General features: G+C 60.8%; 15 protein-coding genes. 8 read left to right on the top strand and 7 right to left on the bottom strand.

Features of this window, described 5'->3' with window-relative positions:
• Positions 1 to 21 precede the first annotated feature (21 nt).
• Positions 22 to 426 carry a GNAT family N-acetyltransferase gene (locus FHW37_RS00465; protein ID WP_145633707.1) on the bottom strand — a complete coding sequence of 135 codons (405 nt, stop codon included), beginning with the start codon at positions 424 to 426 and terminating at the stop codon, positions 22 to 24.
• 178 nt (positions 427 to 604) lie between these two features.
• Between FHW37_RS00465 and FHW37_RS00460 the strand changes: the two genes are divergently transcribed.
• Entirely contained in the window at positions 605 to 841 is a 237-nt protein-coding gene (locus FHW37_RS00460) for a hypothetical protein (protein WP_145631195.1), read from the top strand.
• Between the two features lie 21 nt (positions 842 to 862).
• Here FHW37_RS00460 and FHW37_RS00455 read toward each other — a convergent pair whose 3' ends face one another.
• From FHW37_RS00455 to FHW37_RS00435, 5 genes are all read right to left on the bottom strand, one after another.
• Positions 863 to 1,648 carry a carnitinyl-CoA dehydratase gene (locus FHW37_RS00455; protein ID WP_145631193.1) on the bottom strand — a complete coding sequence of 262 codons (786 nt, stop codon included), beginning with the start codon at positions 1,646 to 1,648 and terminating at the stop codon, positions 863 to 865.
• 9 nt (positions 1,649 to 1,657) lie between these two features.
• Positions 1,658 to 3,712, bottom strand: a complete 2,055-nt coding sequence (locus FHW37_RS00450) for an acetate--CoA ligase family protein (protein ID WP_145631191.1) — start codon at positions 3,710 to 3,712, stop codon at positions 1,658 to 1,660.
• Positions 3,713 to 3,716: 4 nt separating this feature from the next.
• Complete coding sequence (locus FHW37_RS00445; protein WP_145631189.1) at positions 3,717 to 4,877, bottom strand: acyl-CoA dehydrogenase family protein; 1,161 nt, start codon at positions 4,875 to 4,877, stop codon at positions 3,717 to 3,719.
• A gap of 109 nt (positions 4,878 to 4,986) precedes the next feature.
• Positions 4,987 to 6,477 carry a carnitine 3-dehydrogenase gene (locus FHW37_RS00440; RefSeq protein ID WP_145631187.1) on the bottom strand — a complete coding sequence of 497 codons (1,491 nt, stop codon included), beginning with the start codon at positions 6,475 to 6,477 and terminating at the stop codon, positions 4,987 to 4,989.
• 5 nt (positions 6,478 to 6,482) lie between these two features.
• Entirely contained in the window at positions 6,483 to 7,385 is a 903-nt protein-coding gene (locus tag FHW37_RS00435; RefSeq protein WP_145631185.1) for a 3-keto-5-aminohexanoate cleavage protein, read from the bottom strand.
• A gap of 125 nt (positions 7,386 to 7,510) precedes the next feature.
• On the opposite strand from FHW37_RS00435, the gene FHW37_RS00430 reads away from it, so the two are divergent.
• Positions 7,511 to 8,461 carry a GlxA family transcriptional regulator gene (locus FHW37_RS00430; RefSeq protein WP_145631183.1) on the top strand — a complete coding sequence of 317 codons (951 nt, stop codon included), beginning with the start codon at positions 7,511 to 7,513 and terminating at the stop codon, positions 8,459 to 8,461.
• Here the strand turns inward: FHW37_RS00430 and FHW37_RS00425 are convergent, their stop codons facing one another.
• Positions 8,462 to 8,620, bottom strand: a complete 159-nt coding sequence (locus FHW37_RS00425) for a YqaE/Pmp3 family membrane protein (protein ID WP_145631180.1) — start codon at positions 8,618 to 8,620, stop codon at positions 8,462 to 8,464.
• A 244-nt stretch (positions 8,621 to 8,864) separates the two neighbouring features.
• Here FHW37_RS00425 and FHW37_RS00420 point away from each other — a divergent pair, with 244 nt between their 5' ends.
• The 6 genes from FHW37_RS00420 to FHW37_RS00395 all read left to right on the top strand — a co-directional run bounded on the left by FHW37_RS00420 (position 8,865) and on the right by FHW37_RS00395 (position 14,071).
• On the top strand, positions 8,865 to 9,965 hold the full coding sequence (locus FHW37_RS00420; RefSeq protein WP_145631178.1) for a methyl-accepting chemotaxis protein: 1,101 nt from the start codon (positions 8,865 to 8,867) through the stop codon (positions 9,963 to 9,965).
• 112 nt (positions 9,966 to 10,077) lie between these two features.
• Positions 10,078 to 10,518: an HD domain-containing protein gene (locus FHW37_RS00415; RefSeq protein ID WP_145631176.1), complete on the top strand. Its 441-nt coding sequence runs from the start codon at positions 10,078 to 10,080 to the stop codon at positions 10,516 to 10,518.
• A gap of 73 nt (positions 10,519 to 10,591) precedes the next feature.
• A complete protein-coding gene (locus FHW37_RS00410; RefSeq protein ID WP_145631175.1) occupies positions 10,592 to 11,371 on the top strand; it encodes an SDR family oxidoreductase in 780 nt (259 codons plus the stop codon).
• A gap of 82 nt (positions 11,372 to 11,453) precedes the next feature.
• Positions 11,454 to 11,696, top strand: coding sequence for a hypothetical protein (locus FHW37_RS00405; protein ID WP_145631173.1), 243 nt, complete (start codon positions 11,454 to 11,456; stop codon positions 11,694 to 11,696).
• 238 nt (positions 11,697 to 11,934) lie between these two features.
• Positions 11,935 to 12,390: a MarR family winged helix-turn-helix transcriptional regulator gene (locus tag FHW37_RS00400; RefSeq protein ID WP_145631172.1), complete on the top strand. Its 456-nt coding sequence runs from the start codon at positions 11,935 to 11,937 to the stop codon at positions 12,388 to 12,390.
• A 127-nt stretch (positions 12,391 to 12,517) separates the two neighbouring features.
• On the top strand, positions 12,518 to 14,071 hold the full coding sequence (locus FHW37_RS00395) for an MFS transporter (protein ID WP_186458159.1): 1,554 nt from the start codon (positions 12,518 to 12,520) through the stop codon (positions 14,069 to 14,071).
• Positions 14,072 to 14,105: the final 34 nt, after the last annotated feature.

The following is a 14,105-nucleotide window of genomic DNA, read 5'->3' as shown; positions in this document are numbered from 1 at the left end:
ATCGCGCGCGAGTCGTTTGTTCTACCCCCGCGCGGCGAGTGCCTGAAGTTTTTCGCCTTCCAGGCGATAAAAGATTCGGTCGTCCTTCTGCTCGCCACCGAGCCGCCCGTAGAAGCGGTGGAGATTCTCGTTGGTCCGCGACGCCGTCCAGTCGACGCGCGAAAGACCACGTTCAACGGCAATGGCCGCCAGACGCGCCATCAAGGCTTCGCCGACCTGCTTGCCGCGTTCGGAATTCGCGACATAAAGCTCCTTGAGAAAGAAGCCGGGCTGCAAGCCCGGGCCGGGGTAGATGGCCGAAAAAGCGGCAAACCCGACGACCTTTTCCGTCCGCGCCACAAGGATTTCGGCACCCGCCGGGCGGTTCTTTATACCCGCGACAATGGCGTCGCGTGATGGGCAGAAAACACCGTAATAAGCCTGCATTTCCTCAATGACCGAAGCCAATTCTCCAATATAGGTTGCCGTCAAAAAGCTGATGTTCAAAATCGTATCTCCGAATCGCAATCACAGTCGTCTCGTTTCACTATTTCACGAATACCGCCGGACGCTCATTGACTTCTGCGGCAAGAATGAACAAAACAGGAACAAGCAAGGAGTCGACATGTCCAAATCCGAAAAATTCATCATTCTGCCGTTCAAGAAGGTCCGCGGAAACCTGGCGCCGGGCGAAATGCGGGCAGCTTCGAATGCGGCGTCGGCGGAAAAGATCGCGCGCGCGATGGCTGACCGGTTTGTCGGTGTGGCCGCCTACTCGGTTCAGGTGGATATGGAAAGCGGCGACATGTCGGAGCCCCGCGTTCTCTGGCAGTCGGGCGAAATCAGCGATATCGCCGCCTAGACGCCACAGCTCGGCAGCGGGCTATTTTCCGCGCCAGACCGGATCACGCTTTTCGGCGAAGGCACGCGCGCCCTCCAACTGGTCCTCGCTGCCATAGAGGATGTCGACCGTCTTGAACTGGCGGCGGGTGATCCTGTTCATCGTCGTCTGGAAGGTCTCGCCTTCGGCGGCACGCACCACTTCCTTGATCGCCGCATAGACGAGCGGCGGGCCGCTTTCGAGAAGCCGCGCCAGTTCCCAGGCCCGCTCCATCAGCTTGTCTGCGGCCAAGACCTCGTTCACGAAGCCCCAGCGATGGGCTTCGTGAACGTCGAGCCAGCGGCCGGTCAGGAGCATGTCCATGGCGATGTGATAGGGAATGCGCTTCGGCAGCTTGATCGAGGCGGCATCCGCCACCGTGCCGGAACGGATTTCAGGCAGCGCGAAACTCGCATGTTCGGCAGCAAGGATCAGATCGGTCGAGAGCGCGATCTCCAGCCCGCCACCGCAGCATATGCCGTTGACGGCGGCGATGATCGGCTTGTTGAGATCCCGCAATTCCTGCATGCCGCCAAAACCGCCGATGCCGTAATCGCCGTCCACCGCGTCGCCTGCCGCGGCCGCCTTCAGATCCCAGCCGGGGCAAAAGAACTTTTCGCCGGCACCGGTGATGATCGCGACGCGAAGACTGTCGTCATCACGAAAGCTCGCAAAGATCCGCCCCATGATCCGCGAGGTGACGAGATCGATGGCATTGGCCTTCGGCCGGTCGATCGTCACTTCCAGAATGCCGCCTTCGCGGCGTGTCTTGATCGGTTCGTCGGTCATGCTTTTCCCTCACATCCTGCGCCGTATCAGTGCATCCACCGCAACGACGCCCTCGCCCTCGGATAAAACCATCAGGGGATTGATATCCAGCTCATCGACAGCGGCGGCATTCGCGGCCAGGTAAGCGGCGACCGAAGCGATTGCCCGTTCGAGCGCGACGATATCGCCTTTCGGTCCGCCACGATAACCGTCGAGCAGCTTTTTGATCTTCAGCCCGCCGATCGCCTCCGAAATCGCCTCCGGCGATGCCGGCAGGGTGATGAGCGCGGAATCTTCCAGAAGCTCGACCAAAATGCCGCCGGCTCCGACCGTCAGAACCAGGCCTGCAACCGGATCGCGCAGGGCGCCGATGATGATTTCGGCGACCGGCCGGCCGGCCATTTTCTCGACCAGATAGCCCTGGGCGACGCCCGCCATGGCATGGGCCGCGGCAAGCACATCCTCGCGGCTTTTCAGGTTGAGTTTTACCGCACCGGCCTCGGTCTTGTGGGCAACGCCGCGGCCTTTCAGCGCCACCGGGAAACCCAGTCTTTCGGCAGCATCGGCCGCCGCTTCCGCCGACATTTCGACGAGACCTGCCGGCACCGGCAGTCCATAAGCCGCAAGCTCGCGTTTCGCCTCGTCCTCGTTCAGCGTGACCGCCTCACCAGCAGTTGGCGACATTTGCAGAAGAGGCTCGTCCGCCTGCATTCTCCAAGCAACACCGATAAAAGCTGCGGCCTCGGCCGCCGCAAGTGCTTCCTCGATGCCATAGAAGGGGACGACACCCTCCCGCATCAGGCTGATCGCCACATCTTCGGGCAGATTCTCCGCCATCGAGGTGACGACACCGGCATTGGCACCGGTCGCGCGATGGGCTGCGACGATCGCATCGACCGTCGTCTGCCAGTCAGCCGCATCACAGCGGTCGCGACGGGGAAAATCGAGCACGACCAGATTGAGCGCGTAACCGCCCTGCATCATCGCCGAAAAAGCCGTCGTCTGCTTCTCGCCATTGCCCCAGACGAAGGTGTGATAATCGAGCGGATTGGCGAGCGTCACCATCTGGCCCAGCGTCTCGCGCAGCGGCTTCAGCTGTTCCGGCCTCAGCGCCCGGTAGGAGATGTTTCGCCCCACCCCGGCATCGGCCATCAACGAGGCCTCGCCGCCGGAACAGCTCATCGACGAAATCTCGTTGGTGTCGAGCGGGCCGCAGAGATGCAGCAGCTTTAGCGTTTCCAGCAGTTCCGGCAGAGTTTTGACACGGGCAATGCCAAGGCGGGCGAGTAGCGCCGAAGAAACCTTGTCATTGCCGGCAAGTGAGGCCGTATGGGACACGGTGGCCAGCTGGGCCGCTTCCGATTTGCCGACCTTCAGCATCGCCACCGGCTTCTTCAGCTGCCGCGAGAGGTTTGCCAGCCGTTCCAGTGCTTCAAGACTGTCGAACCCTTCGACATGCAGGCCGACGGCGGTCACGCGTGGGTCCTGGATGACGGTGCAGGCGAGATCCGCCAGCCCCGTCTGCGCCTGGTTGCCGGCCGTCATCAGATAGGCGAGCGGCAGGCCGCGTTGCTGCATGGAGATGTTGCAGGCAATGTTGGAACTCTGGGTCAGCACTGCGACACCGCTTTCGGTGCGCAGCATGCCATGCTGGTCCGGCCACATCAGCGCGCCGTCGAGCATGTTGATGAAGCCATAACAATTCGGCCCGAGGATCGGCATGTCGCCCGCCGCCTCGACAAGAGCCGCCTGCAGGTCGTCGCCATCGGCGAGTTCGCTCACCGCCTCGCGAAAACCGGACGCGTAGCACACTGCCCCACCGGCACCACGCTCTGCAAGCTCCCGAACAATCTCGATCGTCAGCTGCCGGTTGACGCCGACAAAGGAAGCGTCCGGCGAACCCGGCAGATCGGCGACCGAGCGATAGCAGGGATAACCGTGCACATCCGCCTTTGTCGGATGAACCGGCCAGATCTCGCCCTCATACCCCATCTTGCGGCATTGTTCGACGACACGCCCCGCCTCCTTGCCGCCGAACACGGCAATGGTTTTCGGGCGGGTCAGGCGATCGAGGGAACGGATCATCGCGTCATGCCCCCAACGGCCGCAAAAGGTCGCGGCTGATGATGTGCCGCTGGATCTCACTCGTGCCGTCCCAGATGCGTTCGACGCGTGCATCGCGCCAGAAGCGGGCGAGCGGCAGGTCGTCCATCAGGCCCATACCGCCATAGATCTGGATCGCCTCGTCGGTGACGCGGCCGAGCATTTCCGACGCATAGAGTTTTGCCGAGGCGATCTCGCGGTTGGACGGCTTTTTCTGGTCGAGCAGCCAGGCGCCGTGCAGGGTCAGGAAATCGGCGGCGTCGATCTCGGTGATCATGTCGGCGAGTTTGAAGGAAACGCCCTGATTGGCGCCGATCGGCTTGCCGAACTGTTTTCGCTCGGCGGCATAGTTGAGGGCGTAATCGAACACCCGGCGGGCACGGCCGACGCAATTGGCGGCGACGGTCAGGCGGGTACCGTAAAGCCAGTCATTGGCGAGATCGAAACCCTTGTGCGGCTCGCCGAGAACTTGGGCAGACGGCAGACGGCAATCGTCGAAGGTCAGGATCGTGTTCTTGTAACCGCGATGCGAGACGGAATTGTAACCCTCGCGGATCTCGAAACCCGGCGTGCCGCGGTCAACGAGGAAACAGGTGATCAGCTTTTTCGGCCCGCGTGGCGTCTCCTCCTCGCCGGTCGCGATGAAGACGATGACGAAATCGGCGATATTGGCGTGGGAGATGAAGTGTTTCGTGCCGTTGACGATCCAGTCGTCACCGTCCTTTTTCGCAAAGGTCTTCATGCCGCGCACATCCGATCCGGCACCCGGCTCGGTCATCGCGAGCGCGTCGAATTTTTCACCGGTCGTTGCCGGGATCAGGTATCTTTCGCGCTGTTCGGCATTGCAGCCCATCAGGATGCCGGAGGGGCGGCCGAAGAAGACGGTGAGCGCCATCGAACCGCGCCCAAGCTCGCGCTCGACCAGTGCAAAGGTCAGGTGGTCGAGGCCTGCGCCGCCGACGTCTTCGGGCATGTTGCAGCCGAAAAAGCCGAGCTCTTTCGTTTTGCGCGCGATCTCCTGCCCCATGTCCGGCGGCACGTAGCCGAGACGCTCGACCTCGTCTTCCAGCGGATAGATCTCCGTCTCGACGAAGCTGCGCACGGTGGAGACGATCATCTCCTGTTCGTCGGTCAGTCCGAAATTCATGGCATCCCCTCTTGAACGTCTTGCCGTGGCTAGCCCCTCATCCGGCTGCCGCCACCTTCTCCCCGCATGCGGGGAGAAGGTTAGGGTGAGGGGCAGACATCAGCGCCGATTATTTCTTCTGCCCGACCGACCTACCAACGCCATCCGGCACCGGCAGCGTGGCATGCGCGTCTGCAATCGGCTTCAGTTTGGCCAACACCTCCGCGGGCGCCGCCACCGATTTGCCGGCCTTGCTGTCGACATGCAGCATCAGCTGCTCGGCAGTGGCGACGATCTCGTCGGTCTCGGCATTGCGGATGGTCGAAAAATACTGGATGCGCTTGTCGTCCGTGGAGAGGATCTGCAACGTCGCATAAAGCCTGTTGCCAAGCTTCGCCTCGCCGAGATGGCGGATATGGGTCTCGACCGTGTAATAGCTGTGGCCGGCCTCGACATAGGCGAAATCGACACCGATCAGCCGCAGCAGCGCATCGGACGTATCGCCGAACACCTGCAGATAGCGGTGCTCGGTCATGTGGCCGTTATAATCCACCCATGCGGCGCTGACCTTGGTATCGATCAGGCGCAGCGGCTGCGAGAGGTCGGGCGCCTCCTTCTTAGCCCCCCCTTGCGCCCAGAGATGCTTTTCGAAATCGGCGAGAATCTTGCCGGAACCCCAGCCTTTGCCGCCATTCGACGCTTTCAGCGTCTGCATGATGCCGACGAGGTTTTCGTCGCGGATGCGCTCCAGCTCGCGGAAACCATAGGCGCCCGACTGGGCATCCGACTGGCTGGCGATCTTTTCGACCAGTTCGTCGGTCAGGTCGACGACGTCGGTGAGCTTGGTCCAGGGCCAGGAGAGGCAGGGGCCGAACTGGGCGATGAAGTGGCGCATGCCCGCTTCGCCGCCGGCAATGCGATAGGTCTCGAACATGCCCATCTGCGCCCAGCGCATGCCGAAGGAATAGCGGATCACGTCATCCAGCGTCTCGGTATCGCAGATATCATCCTGAATGAGCCACAGGCCTTCGCGCCAGACGGCTTCGAGCAGGCGGTCACCGACAAAGGCCTCGATCTCCTTTTTCAGGATGACGCCCTTCATGCCGATCGGCGCAAGCCGCTCCTTGGCGAGTTCAAGCGTTTCCGGGCTGGTCTTCTGGCCGCCGACCAGTTCGGCGAGCGGCAGGAGGTAGACCGGATTATAGGGATGGGCGACGAACATCCGCTCCGGATGTTTCATGTCTCGCTGCAGTTCGGTCGGCATGATGCCTGACGTGGAAGAGCCGATCAGCGCCTTGGGGTCGGCTGCCGCATCGATCTGGGTAATGACGTTGCGCTTCAGATCGACGCGCTCCGGCACGCTTTCCTGGATCCAGTCGGCGCCGGCAACGGCTTCCTCGATCGTCTTGACGAAGGTCAGCTTGCCCTTCGGCGGAAGCGGCGCCATGGTCAGCAGGCCATAGGCGCGCTCGGCATTGGCAAGCACCTCGCCGACGATGCGCTCGGCTTCGGGATGGGGATCGTACATCGCCACATCGATGCCGCCGAGCAGGAAGCGGGCAGCCCATGCCCCGCCGATGACACCGCCGCCGATGCAGGCCGCTTTCTGGATACCGCTCATCTCGATCACCGCTTCGTCAGCTTGAGTTTTTCACGCACTTCGGCAGGCCCGATGATTTTGGCGCCCATGCCCTCGATCACGCCGACCGCCTTTTCGACGAGCTGCGCATTGGTGGCGAGCATGCCCTTGCCGGCATAGAGATTGTCTTCCAGCCCGACGCGGACATTCCCGCCGGCAAGCACTGCCGCCGCCGGATAGGCGAGCGCGTTGCGGCCGATCGAGAAGGCCGAAAAAGTCCAGTTCTTCGGCACGTTGTTGACCATCGCCATGAAGGTGTTGAGATCGTCCGGTGCGCCCCATGGAATGCCCATGCAGAGCTGGATCAGAACCGGATCCTCGATCAGGCCTTCCTCGACCAGCTGCTTGGCGAACCAGAGATGGCCGGTATCGAAGGCCTCGATTTCCGGGCGCACGCCGAGCGCCGTCATCTGCCGCGCCATCTCGCGCAGCATCGAGGGCGTGTTGGTCATCACGTAATCGCCGAGCGAAAAGTTCATCGTGCCGCAATCGAGCGTGCAGATTTCCGGCAGACATTCGGCAACATGCGCCACACGTTCGGTGGCGCCGGCCATGTCCGTGCCGTTGGGATTGACCGGGAAAGGTGCCTCGACATTGCCGAACACGAGATCGCCGCCCATGCCGGCGGTGAGATTGAGGACCACGTCGACATCCGCCGAACGGATACGGTCGGTCACTTCCCTGTAGAGTTCGATATTGCGGGCGGCGGCACCGGTTTCCGGATTGCGCACATGGCAATGGACGACGGCGGCCCCTGCCTTGGCGGCGTCGATCGCCGATTCCGCGATCTGTTTCGGGGTGATCGGCACATGGCTGGATTTGCCGACTGTGTCACCCGCACCGGTCACGGCACAGGTGATGAAGACGTCGCGATTCATGTTGAGCGGCATTGTTCCCTCTCCTTTTGTTGCGCCCATTACGATCCAGAAAATCGCGCAATGCTTTTCATCAGCGGCGCCATCCTATACATTTTCGGAAGCGCGGCGCAGATCGACGGAGAGGGGACAGGACGCAGATGCAGCATTTCGACATCCTCATCCTGCCGGAAACGAACCTGATCCTCACCGCTTCGGTGATCGAGCCGCTGCGCGCCGCCAATCGCATCACGGGTCGCGATCTCTACCGTTGGACCCTGTTTTCCCCGAACGGCCAGGCAATCGAAACCAAGGCCGGCATTCCCATACCGGTCTCCGGCCCGTTCCATCCCGGACGTGAAACCGATCCGCTCTTCGTGCTCTCAAGCTACAACTGGAAGAACGGCGCGACACGGGAATTGAAAATGCAGCTGTCCCAGACGGCGCGCCATCGGTCGATGATCGCTGGCATAGAGGCCGGGTCCTTCATCCTCGCCGATACGGCGCTGCTCGACGGCTTTTCGGCGACCACCCACTGGGAGGATTTCGAGGATTTTTCCGCCGCCTATCCGCAGGTGAACATGCTGCGCGACCGGTTCGTCATCGACCGCAAGCGGATCACCACCGGCGGCTCGCTGCCGACGCTCGACCTGATGCTGGAACTGATCCGGCGCGCCCATGGTTATTCGCTGGCGCTCGAAGTGTCGCGGCTGTTCATCTACGAACAGGAGCGCACCCGCGGCGACCTTCTGCAGGTGCCGGCCATCGGCAATATGCGTATTCTCGACGCCCGTGTTCAGGCCGCGATCAAATTGATGGAAGACACGGTCGAGGCGCCGCTTTCGCAGGCGCGTCTTGCACGGCGCGCAGGCGTCAGCGCCCGCCATCTGCAGGACCTGTTTCGTGATCTGATGGGCGTTGCGCCGCACGAGCATTATCTTGCCCTGCGGCTCAACGCGGCACGCCGAAAGGTGATCGAGACACGATCGACATTTGCGGATATTGCGGCGGCGACGGGTTTCAATTCCGCCTCCGCCTTCTCGCGCAGCTATCGCGCCCATTATCGCGAAAGCCCGAGCGATACCCGACGGCGGCTGAAACAGGAGGCCTGACTATTTCTTGAGGATCACCCACAACGCATGCACGATGCCCGGCAGCCAGCCGCACAGAGTCAGCAGAATGTTCAGCCAGAAATGAAGGCCAAAGCCCACCTGGAAGAACACGCCGAGCGGCGGCAGGATGAAAGCAAGCAGAATGCGAATGATGTCCAAGATTTGGCTCCCTGTGGCGATTGATCACCGGTCGTGACGAAGCTTCGAGAACGTCGGAGACGCTCTTCGGTTCCAGACCATTCGATCGTTGCCAAGTCTTTCCCGGGAACAAACCTGTTGCGGTCTACACGGAAAGGAAGAAGAGCAAGAACAAATACACGCCGTTAACCGCTCATCAACCAAAAGATGCAAATTTCTGACATCAAGTCGGCATTACCATTTTTGCATTTGAGGTGGATTTCAGATGATACCGGCGGAAATTAATAAGGTGCCAAGGCTTGCAACCCCGCGTTCGATGCGCGTCCTCACCGAGGCGATCGGCGGCGATCTGGAAAAATTCAGCACCGATAACACGCTGGTGGTGAAACAGATCCGGCTTCTCGCGATCAATGCCCTGATCGAGGCGGCCCGCGCCGGCGACATGGGCAAGGGTTTTGCCGTCGTCGCCAATGAAGTGCAGCGGCTGGCGCAGATTGCCGGCGATATCGCCATGAAGTTCGAAAGCAACGTTCTCGGCCGTATCGGCGTCACGCGCTCGATGGCAGACAGCCTGATGACCGAAATGGAAGGCGTGCGCCTGACCGATCTGGCGCAGACACTGGTGCAGCTGATCGTCCGAAACCTGTTCGAGCGCACCGCGGACGTGCGCTGGTGGGCAACAGACAGCGCCCTCTGGGAAGCGCTGCAGGATCCGAACCCGCAACGCGTGGCCTTTGCCGGCGAGCGTCTGGGTGTCATCAACCGCTTCTACACCGTCTATCTCGACCTCGTCCTGACCGACCTTTCCGGCAAGGTAATCGCCTCCGCCAATCCCCGTTTCCAGCGCAAGCTTGCCGGCGTTGCTCTCGGCGAAGAGCCCTGGTTCAAGGCTGCAAGCGGATGCCGGTCCGGTGACGAATATATCGTCGACGAGGTGAAGCCGAGCATGCTGCATGACCGGCACAATGCGCTCGTTTATGCAACCGGCGTGCGCGAAGGCGGCAAGCTCGATGGCCGGCTGGTCGGGACACTCGGTGTCTATTTCGATTGGCAGAACCAGGGGCAGGCGATCGTCGAGAAGGAAGCAAACCTGCCGCCGCAAGTGGCCGACCGGACGACAGTCATGCTGCTCGACGGAAACAGCCGTGTCATTGCGACCACCAATCCCGCCCTGCTCTTCACCCATTTCATGCTGGCAGGACAGGCCGGCCAGCCTTCCGGCAGTTATTACGACAGGAACGGCTCGATCGTCGCCTTCGCCAAGACACTTGGCTATGAAGATTACGATGGTCTTGGCTGGCATGGCGTCGTCGTGCAGCAGACCGAAAGTGACGATGCCATCCGCGCCGATCTCGATCTGCGCTGACGAAAACCCGATAAAACGCATCAGGCTCTCCGCCATATCCTGAGGGCCATATCTGGCGACTGGCTTTTCGCGCACTTGCGGTTATCTTGCCCGCAAGAGTCGGAGCCATCCCATGTCAGATCAGAAACTCTCCTATCCTCAGCTGCTGGAAAAGGCGATCGCCATTGCCACCGAGGCCCATGAGGGTCAGTCAGCCAAGACCGGCGGCCCTTTCATCGACCATGTTGCGCGCGTCGCAGGAGCTGTTGCGGACGGCGACCAGAAGCTTGTTGCCTGGCTTCACGATGTCGTCGAAAAAGGCCCCGGCTGGAGTTTTGAGCGGTTGCATCAGGAAGGCTTTTCCAAAACGGTGATCGACGCCGTCGATGCCATGAGCAAACGCGACGGCGAGGACTATTTCGACTTCGTCCGCCGGTCGATCGAAAACCCGCTGGCGCGGCCGGTCAAGCGTGCCGATCTCACCGATAATATATGGCAGATGCGCCAGATGGGCGGTGATGACGGAAAGTTTGCGGAAGGCCTGCGCATTCTCAACGAGACTTTCGGCTCCTGACCAAGGAACCAAGCATTCCGTCTCCCGTTCGCTTCCATGTAACCCTCCCCGGTCACAGCAATAGGAAGCGCTCATGGAACTCAAGACGCTGGTTGGATTGGTGACCGGTGCCGGCTCCGGCATCGGCAAGGCAACGGCCCTCAAGCTCGCAGCCGCAGGTGCCAGAATCGGCGTGCTGGGCCACACGAAAAGCGAGATCGACAAAACCGCAGCGGAGATCGAAAAATCCGGCGGCAAAGCGATCGTCCTCGAGGCCGACGTTGTCGACGAGGCCCAGATGCGGGCTGCGGTCGAAAGACTGATCGAAACCTATGGCAGACTTGATATCGTGGTTGCCAATGCCGGCATCAACGGCGTCTGGGCACCGATAGATGATCTCAAGCCCGAGGAATGGGATGCAACGATCAGAGTCAACCTGCGCGGCACCTACCTATCCCTGCATGCCGCGGTCCCGCATATGAAGAAGCATGGCGGCTCGATCGTGGTCGTCTCCTCGATCAACGGCAACCGCACCTTCACGACGCCGGGCGCCACCGCCTATGTCGCCACCAAGGCAGCGCAGGTGGCAATGGTCCAGCAGCTGGCGCTCGAACTCGGCAAACACGGCATTCGTGTCAACGCAGTCTGCCCCGGCGCGATCGACACCAGTATCAATGACAACACCAAATTGCGTGGTGAAAAGGAAACAGCGATTCCGGCAAAGTTTCCGAAGGGCGATATTCCGATCACCGGCGGCAAGGCGGGCCATAGCGAGGACGTGGCAGACCTGATCCTTTTCCTGGCTTCGGACAGATCGCGACACATTACCGGTACGCCGATCTATGTCGACGGCGGGCAAAGCCTGCTGCGATGACAAAACGTGCCCGTGCGAGATGAGATGGAACCGCAATCGCCCAGCGGCGTTTCCATGTCACCAAAAGCAGAGGGTTAAGACCATGAAGAATATCATCATTGCATCCGCCATGGCAGTCGCTTCCGTACTCGCCGTCGCGCCCCAGTCGCAGGCTGCGAGCATTACCGTGACAACCGATCAGCCGGCTCCGCGCCATTACGCGCAGAACTATCGTCACGTGGAAGAATACCGCCATCATCGTCATCAGCGCGATTGCACGGTGAAGAAGGTCAAGACCTATCGTCATGGCGCGGTCGTCGTGCGGGAAACACGGGTTTGCCGCTAAGTCCGCTTAGTCAGGCATAAATTCCATTAATGCCCGCCCGGGTTTCCGGAGCGGGCATTTTTGTATTCGGAGAAGGCTGAAAAGCGTCTAAACTGGGCAGTCGTGCAAAAGCGGGATGGCGGTCCTGCTGAAAGATCATGGCTCTGCAAGCGCATGCAGCCGCAGTCGTCTTGCAGCGCAATAATTGGCATGCTAATTACTTCTCAGATAAAATTAGCCCCCTAATGGTTTGTTCACTATGAAACAGGAACAAGTCGCCTCCGATTTCCTCGAAGCGCTGACCAAGGTCAGCCGCCGGGTGAGAACCGCGTTCAACCAGCAGGTGACCGCGCACGGCCTGACCTATCCGCGTGCCCGGGCATTGTTCCGCCTGGCAAAGCGGCAAAACATGACCCAGACGGAACTCGCCTGCGAACTGGAACTGGAACAGGCAACCCTTGTACGGCTTCTCGACCGCATGGAAGAGAATGGCCTGATCGAGCGGCAGCCCGACCCGAATGACAGGCGCGCGAAACTCATCAAGCTGACCTCCCACGGTGAGGAACAGGCGGCTTTCGTACGTGCGATCGCGGATCAGCTGCGCGCGCAGATTTTCGAAGGTATCGATCTGGCGTCGCTCAGCAACGCCGTCGATCTGATGGAGCGGATCTCGACCAACATCGCGGAGATGGAGGATCTCAATGTCCCCGCGTGACATGGCCGCCGCAAAGGATCAGGTCGATCCGGAAGACGTGCCGGAACAGGCAGCGGCAGATGAACCCAAGCCAGCTGCCCCGGCACCCGCGGCACCTCCCGCCTTCGTGCCGAAATCTCCACTTCTTATGCTGGCCTATGCGGTGGCATCCGCGACGGCCGGCATCATGCAGGGGCTCGGCACCAGCCTCATCTCGGTCAATCTGCAACAGATTGCCGGCCCTCTGGAAGCGACGCAGACCGAAGCTTCCTGGCTGATGGCCGCCTATCTCTTTCCCAATGCCAGCCTCGCGCTCATCCTCTTCAAAGTGCGCATGCAATATGGCATCCGCAATTTCTGCGAAATCGCCATCATTCCTTATGTGTTGATCAGTCTGGCGCATCTCTGGGTCAACGACCTGACACTTTCGATCGCCCTGCGCTTCTTTGCCGGTGCGGCGGCGGCGCCCATTTCCTCGATGGCGCTCCTCTACATGATCGAGATCTTTCCGCCCGAGAAGAAACTCAATGTCGGCCTCAGTCTGGCATTGATCGGCCTGTTCCTGTCGACGCCGGTCGCCGGCCTGATTTCCCCTGCCCTTCTCGACATGCGGGACCTACAGGGCCTTTATCTTTTCGAACTCGGCCTTGCGCTGATTACGCTCTGTTTCATCTATCTCCTGCCGCTAAGCTCACCGCCGAGGGCGAAGGTCATCGCGCCGCTCGATATCGTCAGCTACCTGCTTCTCGCCATCTGCCTGGGCTGCCTGTCGATCGTCTTCACCATGGGCCGTCTCTACTGGTGGCTCGAGGTCGACTGGCTCGGCTGGCTGCTGATCGTTGCGATTGTCACAGGCACGCTGATGGTGGTGATCGAGCTCAACCGCAAGAACAATTTGATCGACATTCGCTGGCTGACTTCGACGGAAATTATCCACTTCACAGGCGTTCTGCTAGTCTTCCGTATTCTTCTGACCGAGCAGTCGACGGGCGTCATCAATTTCTTCAAGCAGCTCGGCCTCTTCAACGAACAGATGAGCGGCATGTACTGGTCGATCCTCGCAGCCACCGTCGTATCGGGCATGCTGTGCGCCGTGATCGTCAAGCCGGGACGCGAGGCCGCCATCCATCTGGCCGCGCTGACCCTGATCGCCATCGCCACCTATATGGACAGCCAGGCGACGATCCTGACGCGGCCTGAACAGATGTATCTCAGCCAGGCGATGATGGCCTTCGGCAGCGGTCTTTTCCTGCCGCCGGCCATGGCAGTCGGCTTCGGAGCCGCCCTGAAGAGGGGCCTGCCCTATATCATGAGCTTCATCGCCGTATTCCTGTTCACCCAGAAGGTGGGCGCCTTCATCGGCAGCGCGCTGTTCGGCACGTTCGTCACATGGCGCGAACAATATCATTCGGCGATCCTGACATCGCGCCTGCTGCCGACCGACCCTTTGGTGACGGCACGCATGCAGCAATATATCGGCGCCTATGCCAAGACCGGTGCGGACAGCGTCAACAACACGATCCAGGGCACCAGTACCTTTGCCAAGCAGGTCCAGCAGCAGGCCTATGTGCTCGCTTATAACGACGCCTTCTACGCAACCTTCCTGATCGCACTGGGCGCCATCGCCCTTCTCATTCTCCACGTCGCCTGGAACAACCGACACAAGCTCCTGCCGGGCGGCATGCCCGCGGAACAGGCGTAAACGTACCCGCGAAACACAACTCAGACAGACAGCG

The sequence above is a fragment of the Neorhizobium alkalisoli genome, assembly GCF_007829835.1.
Taxonomy (GTDB): Bacteria; Pseudomonadota; Alphaproteobacteria; order Rhizobiales; family Rhizobiaceae; genus Neorhizobium.
Note: the sequence above shows the minus strand (reverse complement) of the source record. Positions and strands in the feature narration are given on the sequence as shown.